Annotated in this window: 16 protein-coding genes and 2 pseudogenes; 11 read left to right on the top strand and 7 right to left on the bottom strand. The window is 38.4% G+C overall.

The annotated features are described in order from the left end of the window. The first annotated feature begins 32 nt into the window (after positions 1-32). Both ACEN4I_RS01385 and ACEN4I_RS01380 read left to right on the top strand, forming a co-directional pair. Complete coding sequence (locus tag ACEN4I_RS01385; protein WP_407102447.1) at positions 33-560, top strand: NYN domain-containing protein; 528 nt, start codon at positions 33-35, stop codon at positions 558-560. Positions 561-638: 78 nt separating this feature from the next. After that, positions 639-1,235, top strand: coding sequence for a sigma-70 family RNA polymerase sigma factor (locus ACEN4I_RS01380; protein ID WP_407102448.1), 597 nt, complete (start codon positions 639-641; stop codon positions 1,233-1,235). 155 nt (positions 1,236-1,390) lie between these two features. Here ACEN4I_RS01380 and ACEN4I_RS01375 read toward each other — a convergent pair whose 3' ends face one another. Continuing rightward, positions 1,391-2,146, bottom strand: a complete 756-nt coding sequence (locus ACEN4I_RS01375; RefSeq protein WP_407102450.1) for a DUF975 family protein — start codon at positions 2,144-2,146, stop codon at positions 1,391-1,393. Between the two features lie 506 nt (positions 2,147-2,652). Between ACEN4I_RS01375 and ACEN4I_RS01370 the strand changes: the two are divergent. After that, positions 2,653-3,518, top strand: a pseudogene (locus ACEN4I_RS01370) (NmrA family NAD(P)-binding protein). Positions 3,519-3,598: 80 nt separating this feature from the next. On the opposite strand, the gene ACEN4I_RS01365 reads toward ACEN4I_RS01370, so the two are convergent. The 5 genes from ACEN4I_RS01365 to ACEN4I_RS01345 all read right to left on the bottom strand — a co-directional run bounded on the left by ACEN4I_RS01365 (position 3,599) and on the right by ACEN4I_RS01345 (position 6,962). After that, positions 3,599-3,868: a type II toxin-antitoxin system RelE family toxin gene (locus ACEN4I_RS01365; protein ID WP_407102452.1), complete on the bottom strand. Its 270-nt coding sequence runs from the start codon at positions 3,866-3,868 to the stop codon at positions 3,599-3,601. Further along, entirely contained in the window at positions 3,868-4,095 is a 228-nt protein-coding gene (gene relB / locus ACEN4I_RS01360) for a type II toxin-antitoxin system RelB family antitoxin (RefSeq protein ID WP_407096062.1), read from the bottom strand. The genes ACEN4I_RS01365 and relB overlap by 1 nt, the downstream gene beginning before the upstream one ends. Before the next feature lie 74 nt (positions 4,096-4,169). Continuing rightward, a complete protein-coding gene (locus ACEN4I_RS01355) occupies positions 4,170-4,757 on the bottom strand; it encodes a hypothetical protein (RefSeq protein ID WP_407096061.1) in 588 nt (195 codons plus the stop codon). Between the two features lie 123 nt (positions 4,758-4,880). Next, positions 4,881-5,963, bottom strand: coding sequence for an iron-containing alcohol dehydrogenase family protein (locus ACEN4I_RS01350; RefSeq protein ID WP_407096060.1), 1,083 nt, complete (start codon positions 5,961-5,963; stop codon positions 4,881-4,883). A 24-nt stretch (positions 5,964-5,987) separates the two neighbouring features. Next, positions 5,988-6,962 (bottom strand): bile acid:sodium symporter family protein, encoded by a 975-nt coding sequence (locus ACEN4I_RS01345; protein ID WP_407102453.1) that lies wholly within the window; start codon positions 6,960-6,962, stop codon positions 5,988-5,990. Between the two features lie 851 nt (positions 6,963-7,813). On the opposite strand from ACEN4I_RS01345, the gene ACEN4I_RS01340 reads away from it, so the two are divergent. The 7 genes and pseudogenes from ACEN4I_RS01340 (at position 7,814) to ACEN4I_RS01310 (ending at position 11,991) form a co-directional block, all read left to right on the top strand. Beyond that, on the top strand, positions 7,814-8,239 hold the full coding sequence (locus ACEN4I_RS01340; protein WP_407096058.1) for a hypothetical protein: 426 nt from the start codon (positions 7,814-7,816) through the stop codon (positions 8,237-8,239). Between the two features lie 100 nt (positions 8,240-8,339). After that, complete coding sequence (locus ACEN4I_RS01335) at positions 8,340-8,489, top strand: hypothetical protein (protein ID WP_407096057.1); 150 nt, start codon at positions 8,340-8,342, stop codon at positions 8,487-8,489. A gap of 24 nt (positions 8,490-8,513) precedes the next feature. Further along, positions 8,514-8,990, top strand: coding sequence for a hypothetical protein (locus tag ACEN4I_RS01330; RefSeq protein ID WP_407127497.1), 477 nt, complete (start codon positions 8,514-8,516; stop codon positions 8,988-8,990). A 75-nt stretch (positions 8,991-9,065) separates the two neighbouring features. Further along, positions 9,066-9,218, top strand: a complete 153-nt coding sequence (locus tag ACEN4I_RS01325) for a hypothetical protein (protein ID WP_407096055.1) — start codon at positions 9,066-9,068, stop codon at positions 9,216-9,218. A 275-nt stretch (positions 9,219-9,493) separates the two neighbouring features. After that, positions 9,494-10,692 (top strand): annotated as a pseudogene (locus ACEN4I_RS01320) (amidohydrolase). A gap of 431 nt (positions 10,693-11,123) precedes the next feature. Further along, on the top strand, positions 11,124-11,567 hold the full coding sequence (locus tag ACEN4I_RS01315; protein ID WP_407096054.1) for a MarR family winged helix-turn-helix transcriptional regulator: 444 nt from the start codon (positions 11,124-11,126) through the stop codon (positions 11,565-11,567). Continuing rightward, a complete protein-coding gene (locus ACEN4I_RS01310; protein WP_407096053.1) occupies positions 11,560-11,991 on the top strand; it encodes an organic hydroperoxide resistance protein in 432 nt (143 codons plus the stop codon). Before ACEN4I_RS01315 ends, ACEN4I_RS01310 begins: the two co-directional genes overlap by 8 nt. A gap of 79 nt (positions 11,992-12,070) precedes the next feature. Here ACEN4I_RS01310 and ACEN4I_RS01305 read toward each other — a convergent pair whose 3' ends face one another. Beyond that, positions 12,071-12,982, bottom strand: a complete 912-nt coding sequence (locus tag ACEN4I_RS01305; protein WP_407096052.1) for an AEC family transporter — start codon at positions 12,980-12,982, stop codon at positions 12,071-12,073. A 493-nt stretch (positions 12,983-13,475) separates the two neighbouring features. On the opposite strand from ACEN4I_RS01305, the gene ACEN4I_RS01300 reads away from it, so the two are divergent. After that, complete coding sequence (locus ACEN4I_RS01300) at positions 13,476-17,768, top strand: Ig-like domain-containing protein (RefSeq protein WP_407102455.1); 4,293 nt, start codon at positions 13,476-13,478, stop codon at positions 17,766-17,768. Positions 17,769-17,868: the final 100 nt, after the last annotated feature.

Raw genomic sequence — 17,868 nt, 5'->3', positions numbered from 1 at the left:
AACTAAAAGGGAAAAGAAGGGAGGTCGAGGCTATGAAGAAAGAAGTTCTGATCGTAGATGGATACAATATGATAGGCGCTTGGCCAATGTTGGAAAAATTGAAAAACCAAGATGAGATGGAAGAAGCAAGGGATTTATTGCTACATGAACTATCCAATTATGCAAAATATGAGGACATCGAAGTACGCATAGTTTTCGATGCCCAATTTGTTCCCGGAATCCAAAAAAGCTATGCAAAATATCAACTAAGTGTTATATTTACTAAGGAAGGTGAAACCGCTGACAGTTACATAGAACGGGTAGTTGGAGAAGAAAATCTGCTGATTACACAAGTGACCGTAGCGACCAGTGATTTAGCCGAACAATGGATGATTTTTCAAAAAGGTGCATTGCGTAAATCTGCCAACGAGCTGTACAAAGATTTGCAGCACTCAAAAAAATCCATCGAAAATGATGCAAAAACCTTACATAGTCAAAGTTACCGCCGAAATTCACCATGGAACCACCACCAATTAGATACGTTAGAGAAATATCGAGATCATTTAGCAGAGAAAAAGTAGGATTTTGAGAATCCCAAAAAAGAGCAGACTAAAAATGAGCTAAATAAAAATAGACGATCTAGAGCTGGAGGAAAAATAGTGAACGAAGCAGATGATTTATATAAACATTTAAGTAATGAAGAATTGATTTCTATCATAAAAGAAGGGGACTATGGTCCATTTGAAGCTTTATTTCAGCGTCATGCAGGAATGGTCCAAATTATAATCAATGATTTCTATATTAAGAGTTACGAAAAAGAGGACTTTAATCAAGAAGCAAGAATTGTTTTAAATACGACTATTCATGCCTACGATAAAGATAGATTCTGCACCTTTGGAAATTTTTTCAAATCAAATTTACGGCATTACTATATCAACTTGTTACGCAAAGACATGGCTAAAAAAAGAAGAATTGAAAAAGTTTCAGAATCATTAGACAGCTTGTTAGAAAATGGTTTTTCACCGACTTACATAAAAAATTTTTCAGGTGAAATGAACTTTCAACAAGCGTTAGAAGTAAAAGAGAATATTCCTTATTTCTATGATTCTTTATCAAAATTTGAATACAAAGTTTTTCTAAGATACATGAAAAATATGGATAAAGAAGAGATAGCACAAGAACTTCAATGTGAGGTTGCACGAGTAGTCAATGCACTAGATAGATGCAAAAGGAAATTAATAATGAATATAAAATAATTTAGTAAGCGCTTACTAATAGAGGTCTGCTCTTTTTAGTACTCTTAAATACTAAGTTAATTAAAGGCCTGTGCTACGATAGAAAAATCGTAGTACAGGCCTTTTCTATAACGGATTAATAACAGCAGGACTCATTAATTAAAGGATTGTCTTTTTTAATTAAGCGATTCATCCCATTCAACATCATCCCATTCACTGTCTTCAATAGAAGGACTGCCAACTAAATCGTTGTAAAAGGCTGCGTTGGTAGCGATCATGTATGGAGAAATCCATAAAAAGCCAATGCCTAATGTAAGAATACCAAGTAAGATCCAACCTAGAAAGCTTAGTTCCAAAAGAAAGAACCGCGCTTTGTGTCCTTGCATCAATTCCTTACTCTCCGTAATACAATCCAATGCTGAGATTTTTTCCAAATCTGGACGGTCAACGTGGTCTTTGTAAATCAAGTAAGCTTGTGAGTAAGCATATGATTTAATGATCCCAGGAATAATAAATAGTAATGCCCATAGGAAAGTAAAAAGACTTGAAATAATATAAATCAGCAATACTCCTAAAAAATACTTTTTAGAAAATACTTGGAATGCATCTTTTAATGGACGAATCTTGTAACTAGCATCGCGAAAAACATTTAAGAAAGCAAATGTAATTCCGGTAGAAATAAATGTTGTAAAAATGCCGCTGATAGTACTGCTTCCACCGCCGCTTCCGCCATCATCACCATAATATGTCCCTGTTTCGGGAGAATAACCGATCGTTTCAATGGCTATCACAATGGCAACTACTACAATTACCATAGCAACAATCATAAGTAAAGTGGGAATAAGGTTCATCAATACAGCGTCTTTCCATCTTCCACTTAACATATCACGAGCGTCTTGTTTCAATTCTGCTCTTGTTTTATACTCATTCATTATGTATAACTCCTCTTAATTGTGTTTTATTTCTCAAGACATAATATACCATAAATAACCATAAAAAACGTGTTAAATATACCGTTTCTTATACTTGATGTCTTACAGTGATTCCCTAAATGTAAACTGCCTCAGAATGAAGTAGCACCCTATAAATTTAGCATAGCCAAAATGAGAACGGAATAATGGATAGAAAAGACTTCATAAATAAGATTAAAAAAAATAAGTTTTTCCTGCCCTCCTTAACTTAGTCCTTTCATTATCTCAATATTTCCCGGGAAAGTAACGCATCTGCTGGTTTACATTTAGCAACCATTAGTTGACATCTGTATAAATAAACCAAATGCCTTTAAAAAAACCATCAATAACTGATTTCTACTCAAAGGGATTAAAAGTACAGCCTTTCTAGTTGTAAAAGAAAGTCACTTTTTTGAGAGAGTCGTAAATTCTAATGAAAATAGAAGGTTGTATTAAAATAAAAAAGCCATAAAGAGGAGGAGTAACAAATGAAATATACAGTGACAGGTGCAACCGGGCATTTAGGCAGCGGAGTCGTGGAAGAGCTGTTGAAGCAAGTGGCACCTCATGAAGTACGAGCAGCGGTTCACACCCTTACAAAAGCGGAAAATCTCAAAAAACAAGGGGTTGAAGTAACCGCTATTGAGTATTTAGATGCTGCAACCATAGTAAAGGCCATTAAAGAGACGGATGTGCTCGTTTATATCCCGAGTAAAACTTATAATGTGCTGCAGCGCATTACGGAATTTGAAAATACGTTGCAAGCAGTGGAAGAGAGCGGTATCAAAAATATCGTTTTTGTCGGCTTCATCGCGGATCAAGAAAACAATCCGTTTCAAATGTCGTCTTACTATGCGTACGCACCGAGACGCTTGGCGGGATTAGACATCCAGTATGCTGTTGTAAAAAATGCTTTGTATGCAGATCCATTGGTACCTTATTTGTCGGAATTGATTGAACGTGAAAATATTATTTATCCGGTGAAAGACCAAGCGTTGTCCTTTATTACCATACAAGACAGTGCCGAAGCGATTGCTAAAGTAGCTCTAAACACTCATTTGCGGAATAACGGGCAAGTTACTTGCTGACTCAATCGCGTAACTACGATATGGTGGCATTAAGTCAGGTGTTGAGTGAGGTGACGGGAGAAAAAATCGGTTATGAGCCAGTTTCCTTGAAAGAATTTGCGGAAATGTACAATGAAGATGGCATGGGAAGAGAGTTGGCTTCGATGTACAAAGCAGGCGGAATGGGCTTGTTGGATACCGTCACGGAAGACTTCAAATTCATTACCGGTCACGACCCGCAAGCAATGGAGTGGTTTATTCAAGAAGGCATTAAGAAGGAAAACTAAAACAGCCTCGTATTGAAGAAGTGATCTTTGGTGCGAGGCTGTTTATTACATTTTCTCAAAATTTTAAAGAATGCTTTGTGCTATTTATGGTAAATATTTTTGTGATGATCTACTTGAATAGCCGACACAATCATTTTGTCATCTTGGATGTCTAAAAGTACTCTATAGTTGCCAATTCGATAACGCCAATAACCAGAGCGATTGGCGGTCAGTCCTTTACCTAGCTTTCTCGGATCATCTATTCCATCGATGTGTTGATATAGCCAACTCGTGATGAGACAAGATTGAAACTGATCCATTTTTCTGAGTTGTTTTTGGACATTTTTTGTAAAAAGCAGTTTATACGGCATCAGAGTTCTCCAAATTCATCTAAAATCTCAGACATCGAAACTGTTTCTCTACCGGATTCTATCCATCTTTTGCGGGAAATTTCGGCAATCTGCTTGTCGTATTCATCTTCTAATAGTTCCATAGAATATTTTTTCATTAAATCAGATAAGGTTATTCCATAAAACTCTGCCATGTATTCCAACCATTCTTTTTCTTCATCTTTTACACGGATAGTGATCATTGCCATCGAAAACACCTCTTTTTTTTTACTGTATTACAAAGCAATACAGGAGTAAAGAGGACGGCCTTCAATATGTTCTATTAAGACCAGTAAGTGAATTTATAGTCCACTTGTGTCATAAAAGATAGATTCTCCCAATGTTTGAATTCTACTCCCACATGGTTATATCGCCAGCTCCCAACTTGGTCACAGTCGCTAAAAGAAGCATAATCGCCACCTGAAATAGTGTCACTATTGGATAGTAAGAGCGGAACTGGGCAAATCTGCCTTGTAGGAGTAGCAGGACAACAGTCGATGGTACAATAAATATTTTGATCATAATTAACAAATACATACTGCTGAATGAAGGTCTCCCACCTAGCAGGTAATTGTTTAGCAGAATCTTTAGTCAGTACTCTAAAACTGCCATCGCATTCATCTTTATAGTTGAGTATACTATCGTTATAGCGTTGATATCTATGATTGTATTTTTCAGGGAAATCGGTCGCATAATCCCCACTATTAAATACGCAATCCCCTTTCCACTCATTTGCTAGTAAATGGAGCAATTCATACAAATAACTTTTTCCCATAAAACAGTGTTCAAACATTTTTCCTCCTGCATCATATTGAAGCGGATCGAGCATCAATTTTTTGTCTGCATTTAATATCCAATAATCTTGTCCCATATTATCACCTCAAATTTTTGTCTTTCTCTATAACTGTACGCATTTTTTATCTGTTTTATTTTTCTGCACAAAAAAAGATGTCCATGAATTTTAACTCATGAACATCAAAAGCATCATTTAGTTTTAAACAGTCACCGTCTCAGAAAGTTCTTCCACAGCTCTCATCGCATTAAACACCATTTCTTTCGTGACATCTGGAACAGCCAAGTTAAAGGTTTCAGCATCTGAAGCCGCAAATTCGGCGATTCTTTCTGCTTTCTCCAATAAATAGTCTTCCACTCCGAAGTCAGCTAAACGGTGAGGGAAGTGGTTTTCTTTATAGAAAGGCAGTAATCTCAGAGCTTCTTCTGCATCTCCGGAAGCCCATAATTGCACCAGTACTCCATAAGCTACCTTGACCCCGTGTTCGTAAGCATGAGTTTCGGGAACCAAGGACATCCCGTTATGAACTGCATGAGCCCCCGCCATGCGGCCGTATTCTCCAGCAAATCCGCCGACTGTTCCGGCAATAGCTACAACAGCTTCGGCAACACGCTTAAACGCAGCGGTCACTTCACCGTGTTCCATGCTGGCTAAAGCTTCTTGACTGTCGGCAAGCAACAGTTCTTGTGTCACTTTAGCGGTTTTCAGCCCAACTTCCACCATTGCTGGCAGATCTCCTTCGACGTGACGAGTGATGCCTTCTGCTTCGTACCATTTTGCCAATGTATCTCCAATTCCGCCCATGAAGTATTTTTGAGGCGATTCGATCAGCAAATCTAGGTCCATCAAACAAAGCGTAGCGGCTTTCTCGTAATAGTCGACCACATTAAATGAGTGATCGGGATGATAAACAGCGGATAGCGGAGTGTAAGCTGCACAAGTTCCTAAGACTGTCGGAATGGTCATGTATTCGACCTGCAGCAGTTCAGCTGTGCCTTTTGCGGTATCCAATGCTCGGCCGCCGCCGATTCCGACTACACAATCCGTTCCTTGGATTAATTTGGACAGACGTTCCATATCTTCATGGGAAGCTGTGCCATCGTAGCGATATACCGGCAAATCCAGCGAACCAGGATAGTGCTTTTGAAAAGCTGCATAAGACAACTCTCCCGTAATCACAACGGGTTTTTGAAAAGCCGTCAGCTTCCCGTCTAAATACTTTAAAGCTCCTGATTCACTCAAAAATTGACCTGGTCCTGGACGAACAACTTGACTCAAACGCATGTAGCATTCCTTCTTTCTATTTTTTTAAGATTCCGCAACGACTGTTGCAACTGGTTCTTCAGTGTGTGTTTCTGCTTGATGTTTATGGCTCATAAATGAGGCAAATAAAGTCCCAAATAAGGTATGGACAATGGTTCCTGCTGCACCAGCTAAAGCGGCAGCAGGACTAAAGTGAGCTAAACCTAAACTCCCAGCAAGACCAGTATTTTGCAACCCAACTTCAACGGCGACCGCTCTCGTAGCAGGGCGATTGAATTTGAATAATTTTGAAACAGCATAACCAATAGCGTAGCCAGATAAATTGTGCAACCAAACAATCAAGAACATAATCATCCCGGTTCCTAATAAGGTTTCTGAATTGACCGAAACGGTTCCGCCTAAGACGACTAAAACAGCGGTAGCAGATAAGGAAGGTAAGGCGGTTTCTACTTTAGCGACGTGCTGGGCGAAGAAGTAGCTGAGCACCAATCCGGCAATGATAGGGACCAGAACGACTTGGATGATGGATAAAAACATAGTCCAAAAGCTGATTTCTAAATATGCTCCGCCATAGAAAGATAAGAACAAGGGGGTAAGTAAAGGAGCTAAGAGAGTAGATACAGAAGTAGCAGCTACAGACAACGGTACATCACCTTTTGCTAAATAAGTAATCACGTTAGAAGAGGTTCCCCCAGGCACACACCCCAATAAAATCAGCCCTAATGCCATTTCAGCCGGAAGCTGGAAAAATTTAGCCAATAAATAAGCGGACAGCGGCATAAAGGTGAATTGCAAAAAAGTAACCAGCAGCATCATCCATGGTTTTTTAAAAACTGCTGCGAAATCAGCTGGTTTCATTGTTAATCCCATGGTAAACATGACGATTTGCAAAAATAATGTCGTATAAGAACTGGCCCATAAAAAAGAGTGCGGTAAGAATAACGCTAGTGCGGCCACAGCAACAACGATTAAAGCCAAATATTTATTGTAAAGATGATTGAATGTGTTAAAGAACTTCATATGAATTCCTCCTAGGGTATGTTATCTGGTGGTTTTTTTCGATAAGTTAAAATATCAATGTCACTTTCCATAGTGCTCACTCCTTTCGAGAAAATAAAAAGGCCACCCATTCAATTAAAATGAATGGGTGGCCTAAGTCCCATTCAGCTAAGTAGCATGAAGAGGACTTAAACGACTGTAAAAAAACTCTCTTACAGTGTCTAAATCCTCTTCTTAATAATAATAGCTGCTTGGCTGAACATTGGTTTCATGGACGATGTTCCTCTCATAAGTTGGTGATGAAAGAATAACATTGAAAAATGAAAGAGTCAACACTTTAATCTCATTTATTTATCATTTATGTTTCGAGCGTAAAGGAAAAGTAGATAGTATTTAGTGAGATTCTATTAAAAAAAACCACTTTATTTAGAAATATTTCAATATAGACTACTTTTTTACTTCATATAATGAATAAAAGACGAGCAGCAAATATTTATCTAACCTACCAATCTTATTTTATGCCTCACAGGTAAGGTTAAATCCATTTACCTGACTTATCGATCTTATTTTAGACCTCACAAGTCAGATAAAGTCGATTTATCTGACTTGTGAGGTTTATTTTTCTTCTTGCAAGTCAGATTTATCTTTCAATAGTTTTATTATCAGGTATTTAAAGAACACAACTAAGTTGAAAAAAGTTCTTTGCCAACGGTATAAGATAAAGTATTTGATTTTTATTCATATCAATTGACAGTACAAAGAAAAAGACTACTATTTGAGATGTAAAGCAAGTAGAAAATTGTTCAATGCACTCTGATTTAAAGCCGAACTCTGTTAACGACACGTTGGTGAAAAGTAAGGAGGTCAAAGAATTGAAAGTTGTCAAATTGTTATTGTTTTTTACCCATATAGTTGTCGGGATTTTTGCTGTATTGGGTGGTTGGACAGCTGTTTCAATTCCGGAAAGTCCATTTGGCATCTCAACAGACCTGTTGGCTAACTCGCCATTTGATAATTTCTTTGTTCCAGGAATTTTATTATTGGTGGCAATTGGTTTGGGTCAACTATTCAGCGCAACTTTCTTTTTCTTTCGTTCGCGTTACCAAGGTTACATCAGCGGATTTTTTGGCGGTGTGCTGGTTATATGGTTGGTGGTACAAGTCATCATGTTACAAATTATAGAGCCTGTGCATCTCATTACTTTCGGGTTTGCCATCGTGCAATTGATTTTGTCAGCGGTGCTTGTGACTAAAAGAAGACTTTTATCTGCAAATAAGGGAAGGAAACTGGTAGAGTAGAGAGTAGAGGTGTAATAAACCATTTAGATAAAAAATCAGATGAAAAAAGAAAGTATCGGTCAACATAGAACGTAAACAAACCGAAGATTTTACAATTGTCATGGAGAACGTACACTATTCTTCTCCGCAACAGTTTTTTGAAACCAAAATTTTATTTGCAGTGAAAGGTACTGCAGAAGTATCTTATGAAGGAAATAAAGTAAGGATAACATCAGGAGATACGGTATTCGTCAATCGGAATAAACGTTAGGTCGTGACGGGCGATGAAGACTGTATGTTGATTACACTAAGTATTACAAGTCACTTTTTTGCGTTGTATTACAAAAAATATTTTCAAAGTGCATTCCAGTTTTTTTCTGACGAGCACAATAGCTGGAGAGACAGAACGAGTCGGCAACTATACCATGTCTTATCCGAAATGATTATTGAAATTTACCGTGATGAGGAAAACAGTGATTTAGTTTTGCAAAGCAATATATATCAGATCATGCTGATCATGACTCGTTTCTTCAGAAAAGGTATCGCCGAATGGAGCGGAACGGAAGCCGGTGATGAGAGAGTCACTCGTATCATTCAAAAGATTGAAGAACGCTACCGCGATTCGTTGACATTGTCGGATGTAGCAGAGGAAAAATTTCTCTCAATTTCTTATTTATCACGTTACTTTAAGCAAATGACAGAAAACGAAGATGCGTACCAAATCATTCTATTTAATGAGCGCCGCTTTAACCCGCAATATTCTACAGATTAATTATTTGTATAGTCCCGTAATAAAGAACTGCATTTTCACTTAACCGGTTTGCACAAAGGAAATTACCAAATTCGTATGTTCCGCTTTGATAATGAAAATGGCGGATTATATAGAAATTGGAGAAAACTGAGTAGTTATTATGGCATTGATAATGAGATTATTGATTACATTCTGCATTTGTCTCGTCCGGCAATTGAAATGGTAGACGAATACATCGAGGATGAGTGATCATTTTCAGCTTAACTATCTAGAAACGCCATTCATTTTGTAGAAATGCGGAAAGTTATTGAGTAAAAAGAAGGGATGTAAAAATTATGACCTTTATTTTTTACATTCAATCGCTTATCCCTAAGACAGAGGTAAAAAACTAATTCGAAAATGATAAGAAGAAGCATAGTAATAAATTGCAAAAGTCCTATAATGGGTACTGTTGAAGCGAACAAGTCCTTCACAGCAATAAAATGTAACTAACACATAAGTAAAAAAACAGGAGGTAATGAATTATGGCAGAACAATCCGTAAAAACAGAATTGATGCAACGCTTAGATGAGAAAAAAGACCGTATGTTCGGAATTCGTCGTTATTTACATGCTCATCCAGAACTATCTTTTAAAGAAGATAAGACGGCTAAATACATTCAAGATTTTTATCAAGGTAAAGATTGCGTCATTCGTACAAATGTCGGCGGGAATGGAATCGTTGTAACCATTGATAGTGGGAAACCTGGTAAAACGATCGGTATTCGTGCGGATTTTGATGCACTTCCAATTACTGAAGAGACAAACTTACCATTTGCTTCACAAAATCCTGGTGTGATGCATGCTTGCGGTCATGATGGACATACAGCTTACATGATGATCCTTGGAGAAACATTGATCGAAATGAAAGACAAACTAGAAGGTAAAGTCGTTATTCTTCACCAACACGCAGAAGAAGTGCCGCTAGGTGGAGCTGTCAGTATGATTGCAGATGGAGCATTGGATGGAGTGGATAATGTATTTGGTATCCATGTCATGTCTGAAATGGAAACAGGCAAAATTTTCTACCGACCTGGTAACGTTCAAACTGGATGTTCTTACTTTAAAATAACCATCAATGGAGTTGGAGGACATGGCTCTTCGCCTCATAAAACAAAAGACGCTATTATGTTGCAGCAAGCCACTTTGTAGTTGCTTTGCAAACCATAGTCAGTCGTGCATTGAGTCCATTTGATGTGGGTTCGATCACTATCGGAAACTTTGATGGCAAAGGTTCATCCAATGTTATCAAAGATAAAGTAATTCTTGAAGGCGACGTTCGTTCTATATCTGATGAAGCACAAGAGACTATTGAAAGAGAGATTCGTGCGAAGTTAAATGGAATCAGCACTATGTTCGGTGTAACATATGATCTAGATTACAAAAACGACTGCCCAGTTTTGTACAATGATCCTGAAACGACAGAATTTGGTATCAAGGTGTTGAATAACACAGATATTCCTGAACTAACAGGTGTAGAAATGTGTGAACCACAGCCACCTTCAGAAGATTTTGCTTACTATGCGAAAGAACGTCCAAGTATGTTCTTCTACGTTGGAGCAACTCCTGAAAATGGAAAAGCATATCCTCACCACAATCCAAAATTTGATATTGATGAAAAATCACTCATGATCTCAGCAAAAGCAATGGGATCTATTGTAGTCGATTATTTGATAGGGAAGTAACATGTATGATGGAACAAGAGTTTAAAGGTGATAATAAATTAATCGCAGGTATTGTAAGGGGCATTTTGACTTTTTGGTTGTTCACACAAACGATGTTAAATATTTGACCAGACGTTCAAAATGATTTAGCCATTTCAGCTGGTGTATTGATTATTTCAGTTAGTATAACACCATTGTTCTCAGGTATGTTTATGGTTGGAGCAAGAAATCTTGCTGATCGTATCGGTCGTGTAAAAATGACCAATATAAAATGAGCTGAAATAACGCTAGCGAATTTTCATTTACCAACGTCAAATAATTTACAGCCGCCATAGTGCAATACATTGAGCTACTTTAAACGTCCTTTTACAAATAGATAAGAAAAAACTTGTTTTTATAAAATAAGTTGTGTACAATATAATTGTGCACAACCGAATTAGGAGGAAAAGAACATGGAAGGAAATCATTTTTTATTGGAAGAGCAGCTTTGTTTTTCAACTTATGCTTTATCAAAACAGTTTACCAAGTTTTATCGTCCGGTTTTAGATCCTTATTTTCTTACATATCCTCAATATGTAGCCTTACTTGCGCTTTGGGAAGAATCAAACCAAAGTGTGCAGGATTTAGGAAAACGCTTGGGGTTGGATAGCGGAACTTTAACACCGATGTTAAAAAGAATGGAAACCGGGGGCTATATTACTCGAAATCGTAATCCGGAAGACGAAAGAAAAGTAATGGTCGTCTTAACAGACAAAGCGTATGAGATAAAGGATGAGTTAACGAAAAAGGTTTCTGACTGTTTAGATCTTCTGCATTTGGAAGAAAAAGAGTACTTTGATTTATTGGAACGCATCAATGCTTTGACTAAAACATTAGGAGGAATAAATAATGACTGAATCAAAAGTAATGTACCAAGCAAAGGCAATCAACACAGGTGGACGTGAAGGAGAAAGTCACTTACCAGATGGATCTTTCTCAGTTAAAGTGTCTACACCGAAAAAAATGGGTGGACCAGGCCAAGGCAGCAATCCAGAACAATTATTTGCTTTAGGATACAGCGCATGTTTCCATTCCGCATTAGAAGTTAAAATGAAAGAAGCAAACGTTGAAGCTAAATCGGAAGTAGCCACAGAGGTTACGTTAAACAGCGACCCAACAGATAATGGTTTTAAATTGTCTGTTGTCATGGAAGTGGCGATTGAAGGAAAGAGTCTTGAAGAAACAAAAGAGTTAGCTGAAAAAGCTCATGCATTTTGTCCTTACTCAAAAGCCGTTCAAAATAATATTGAAGTAGAAGTAAAAGCAGTAGAATTTAAATAAAAATAAAAATAAATATGCAACAGGCACCCAGCAGTTAAACAAACTGTCGGGTGCCTGTTTTTATGTGCTGTAAGTTAATTTACAATATCAAAGCCAAAGCTCCTGTCATAAGAATCAACGAAATCAAGATACTACTGGAAGATAAAAAACCAGAAAGAGAGGGTTTATTACCGTAAACGACCATGTTGATGGTGGAAACAGTCCCGATTGGTGCTAGTGCCAATAAAACTAAAGATAACCGAACAATGTCTGGTAACGGCAACACAAAGTAAAAGACTAACGCTAGTAAAATCCCTAAAGTATAGCGGGTAAACAGCAATTGAATCACTTTTCTCAAATCTATCCGAGGAATATTAAAATCCAAATAGAGCCCAATCATAAACATCGACAAGAAAGCATTTCCGCTGGCAAAAAGATCAATAACTGAGAGGACATTTTCAGGAATGGTGAAGTTGATCAGTGCTAATAGAATCATAATGATATAAGTCGAAAAAGAAGGAGAGCGGAAAAGACGGAAAATAACTTCTTTAGGACCTCTTTTTCCGCGATGTTGCCCCAACATTTTATCTGCCAACAAGGGAGTCCCGCCAAACAGCATTAAAGCATTCCCAGAATCAAAACTGCCGATAAACGGAATAGCTTCGGGAAAGAACCCTTGTACAAAAGGGATCGTGAAATTTCCGATATTATAACCAGCCTGACTAAACATCATCAAGGCCTGATCTGCTGTTTGTCTTTTTCGCCAAATCAATCCTCCAATAGTAACCAGCCCTATATTTGTTAATAACCCTAAAGCAATCATCATTATCAAGGTGCTGGTTATTTGCACCCCGTTAAAACCTAATATAATAGTGGCTGGCAATGTTAAATTTAAAATAATTTTAGAAATTGTGTGCCCATCTTTTTCTTCTAACAATCCTTTTGTTTTAAAAAGATAAGCAACTAAAATCACACTTAAGAAACTGATTGCTTGCGTAAGTACAGCACCCACTAATATTTCAACTCCTTTTTCCAGTAATAAAAACCTTTTAGAGTCATCTTACAGGAAGAAAAAGAAAATTCCTATTAGAACTTTTTGTACAATAGTTATTAAGTACAATGTTGTCTTTTATTGGAAATCAATCGTTAGTGAAAAATAAAAAATGCACTTACTATTTGTTACTTTAACTGTTTGTTTTTTCTGGTCCAAAAAATGTATGTAAAAATATTGAAAACATTGAACTGAATGAGCTCTCTGAAAAAATTAACTATTTTTATAATATTCGTTATGTTTATTGTGATTTTTTTATTTTAAAAGACTATTTCTCCTTTATGCTTTTTCCTGTGAGCATTTTTGTTTTGGAAAAAACACTTGTGTTACTTTTTATTTAGAAAGCGGTTTTTTTTATATTCAATTTTCTTGAATGATTACCGCCTAAGTTTGCAGGTTGTTGTTTGGGGCAAAAACTGGTCGCTATAGGTGAAAAAATAGAAGGAATAAGAATATGAGAAGAAAGTCGTACGATTACAGAAAGAAAATGGACAATAATAGAAAGATACATAGACAAAAAATTAAAAGAATGGTTGCATCTTCAGCAGTAGCGTCTGCGCTAGTTTTCCAGCCATTCGTTCCTGTTATTCAAAATGGACAGTTGATAGGATTTGCAGAAGATACAGCTTCAGCTGCGACTTTGGCGGAAGTTGGGTTGTTAAGAGATGTGGCTGTTAGTGGGAGTCTAGGAAATCTAGAAGGAACTGGTCCTTATAATTTGAATTTATCGTTAACAGGAACTGGATTAGCAGATGTTGAGTTAGTTAATCCACAAACAGTAGCGGTGTTTCACGCACCAGAATTAGCAGGAGATTTAATAGAAAACAATCCAACCGCACAAGTTAACGTAGAACTATTGCCTATTAATGCTTCTTCTATTCCAGGACTAGGAAATGCTTTAGACGGGATAACTGGCAACTTAAATTCAGTTGTTGGTGATTTAGTATCTGCAGTAGATGTCATATTAAGTAATCCCCTTACTTCGCCTCTAATAGATGTTCAAGGACTAGATGAACTTGAGGGAGCTTTAGCTGCATTAAATAATTTAGATAGTACGGTTTTTAATATTCTTGAGTACAATGCCACTGCTCCTGCTGTTGTGAATACGGAGGATGGAATTGTTACTGTCGATTTTTCTGAAGGTCTAGGAAATCATTTAAATTCAGCGGTTAATGATGTTGTAGAACCCTTACTGCAAGATGTAGCAGATGCTATTGAGAATTTAGACATTGAGTTGTTGAGTGGAACAATAAGCGTTCCGTTAGCTCCAGTTCAAGCTTTGTTACAGCCAGTGTTAGATCTAGTTAATAATATAGCAGATGGTACAACAAACTTAACTAGTGGCTTAGTTTCTGCACAAGTTATAGGTAGAACTACTGTCTCAGTAGATGTTGCAGTAGAACGAGATACTGATGCTACTGGCTTAGTTTCTATTTCCGGTTCAGCGATTAACGCGGGTACTAATGTGATTGATGCTGAGTTATTAAGCGATCTAGATGGTGTAACCCAAGTTGCATTTCCAGCAGATACGACCGCACCCGAAGTGCCAATTGTAAACGAAGTAACCAGTGAAGCAACAGAAGTCACCGGGACAGCAGAACCAGGTTCGACAGTTACAGTGAATTTGCCAGGCGGTGTAACAACGATAGGCACTACAAATGAGGAAGGCGCATTTTCTGCCCCAATTCCAGAAGGCGTGGATTTAGTTGGTGGGGAAACATTGACTGTTATAGCAACAGACGAAGCGGGAAATCCGTCAGATCCAGCAACTGTTAACGTAGTAGATACAACTGCACCAGAAACACCAACTATTGACCGAGTGACCACAGATTCGACAGTAATTACAGGAACAGCAGAACCTAATTCGAATATCACAGTGACTTTACCAAACGGTCAGAAGATAGTGGGAACGACGAATGCAGACGGTGTGTACTCTGCATCCATTCCAGCAGCTATAGATTTAATGGGTAATGAAACGATAACTGTTGTAGCGGCAGATGCAGCAGGTAATGAATCTGGTCCAGCAACCACCGTAGTAGTAGACCTATTAGATGAAACACCACCAGCAGCTCCGGACGTGAATGAAGTAACCAGTGAAGATACCGAAATCACAGGAACAGCAGAACCGAATTCAACGGTTACAGTTGAATTTCCAACTGGGGAAACAGCTGAAGGAGTGACAAACGCAGGAGGAGCATTTACCGTAGCTATACCAGAAGAGGTAGATTTGGTAGGTGGCGAAGAACTTCTATTAGTAGCGACTGACGTTGCAGATAATGATTCCGACCCAACGGCAGTTACAGTCACAGATGCCACAGCACCCGCAGCACCAATAATTGATCCAGTAGGTGATGATGTGACAGAAATTACTGGAGAAACCGAACCAGGATCAGCTGTCACTGTTACCTTGCCTGATGGTGAAGAAGTTACAGAAACAACTGATGAGGATGGTAACTTTGTAGTAACACTGCCAGAAGGTACAGAACTAGAAGTAGGCGATATTCTGACAGTGATTGCGACAGATGAAGCTGGGAATGCTTCCGATGCTGCGGAAGTAACGGTAGAAGATTTATCTCTTCCAGTTATTTCAGAAATTGAAGATTTAAGTGCCTTAGAAAAACAACCTATCACAGATATTGTAGTGGAAGTTAACGAAGAGAGTGAAGTTACAACAGCTGGCTTGCCATCAGGCTTGAGTTATGATGAAGCGAGTGGGTTAATCACAGGCACATCAGTCATTGAAGAGTGGGGTACAGAAGAAGAGGAACGTCCATTTACAGTTACCGTTACAGCAATCGATCCAGCAGATAATGCAGGCACTGAGGAGTTTGTCTTAACCATTCAACGTGATACCGATGGAGACGGGATTCCTGATATAGAAGATACAGACGATGACAATGATGGTGTAAGTGACGGCGACGAAGAAGATGCAGGAACAGAACCAAAAGATGAAACAGATTTCCCGGAAGATATTGATCCAGATACCACAGCACCAATTGTTACAGCAATTGATGATATTACAGTTATAGAAGGGCTGGATATTGAAGACATTGGGGTAGAAACGGATGATGAAACTAGTGTAGTCACAGTAGATGGCTTACCAGCAGGTTTAGACTTTGATGCAGAAACGGATAGAATTTTTGGAGCTCCTGTAATTGAAGATTGGGAAGCAGATGAAGAAGAACGGACAGTCGATGTTAGTGTTGCCGCTATGGATCATTCTGGAAACGAGTCAGAAGCTGAAGAGTTTGCCATTACGATCCAACGCGACACAGATCGCGATGGGATTCCAGACAGTGAAGATGAAGATGATGATGGAGACGGATTTACTGATGAGGAAGAAATCGAAAATGGAACAGATCCAAAAGATGAAACAGACTTCCCAGATGTTATTGCACCAGATGCACCAGTTATTGAAGGTATAACTAGTGAAGATACTGAAGTAGCAGGATCGGCAGAACCAAATTCAGAAGTCATTGTTACTTTACCAAATGGAGATACAGTGACTGGTATAACAGATGAGAATGGTAATTTTGTAGTAGTATTGCCTGAAGACCTAGATTTAACGGGCGGAGAAGTATTAGAAGTAGTGGTAGTGGTAGTTGATGAAGCTGGCAACACTTCTGAGGTAACACCAATTACAGTCAGTGACATGACTGCTCCAATTATTGTAGAAGTCGAAGATCAAACAGTTGTGGAAGGTTTACCAATTGAAGACATCGAAGTCGTCGTAGAAAATCCAGGCGAAGAAGAAACACCATCTGTAGTCTCAGAATTACAGGCCTTCAGTTTGATTCAACCATTTGCAGCACCTATACAATCAGTAGGAGTTGTTGACTTGCCAGATGGAGTTTCATTTGACCCAGAAACTATGGTGATTAGTGGTACTCCGGTTGTGAGTGACTGGGCAGCTGATGAGGAAGAGCGTGACTTTGTGGCAACAGTTGTTGCTAGAGATGCAGCGGGGAATGAAGCTGCAGATACGTTTACGATCACTGTCCAACGCGATACGGATGGAGATGGAGATCCGGATGTGACGGATCCAGATGACGACAATGATGGAGCAACAGATGAAGAAGAAATCGAAGCAGGAACAGATCCAAAAGATGAGACAGATGTTCCAGAAGATGTAGATATGGTAGCTCCAGTAATTTCAATTATTGAAGATCTGACAGCTATAGAAAATCAACCTATTGAAGATATTTTGGTAGAAGTTAATGAACCAAGTGCAGTAGTCGTAGATGGTTTGCCTTCAGGAGTTTCATTTGATGAAGAAACAGGGCTTATCAGTGGGGCTCCCGCGATTGGAGATTGGGCTGCAGGAGAAGAAGAGCGTGGATTTGAAGTAACAGTCACAGCAACGGATGCAGCAGGTAATGAATCGTCTGAAACGTTCGCATTTGTGGTGCAACGCGATACAGATGAAGATGGTGATCCAGATGTAACGGATCCAGACGATGACAATGATGGAGCAATCGATGAGGAAGAAGAGCAAGCCGGAACGGATCCGAGAGATGATAATGATACTTCAGATAATACAAATGGTGGTATCAATGATCCATCTGATGGCAATAATCAAGGTGGAGACAACGGTTCTTTCAGTGGAGATGGTCAAGACCAAGCTACACTTCCACAAACAGGGGAATCTCAAAACATCTTCACTATGATCAGCGGATTTGTAATGGCCTCTCTTGGTGCAGTAATGCTAGCATTGAAAAAGAAAAAAGGGTTGAACAAAAAGAAATAAAGTCAGTAGATAGTATGATAACTTAATGCAAATACAATCAGGAGGCAAAACTCAGGAATTAAACCACCTTGTTTTGTCTCCAAATTGTTATTTTATGGCA

Origin of the sequence: Desemzia sp. FAM 23990 (assembly GCF_045528485.1) — a bacterium.
Taxonomy (GTDB): domain Bacteria; phylum Bacillota; class Bacilli; order Lactobacillales; family Carnobacteriaceae; genus Desemzia.
This window is presented reverse-complemented; position numbering and strand designations above follow the sequence as displayed.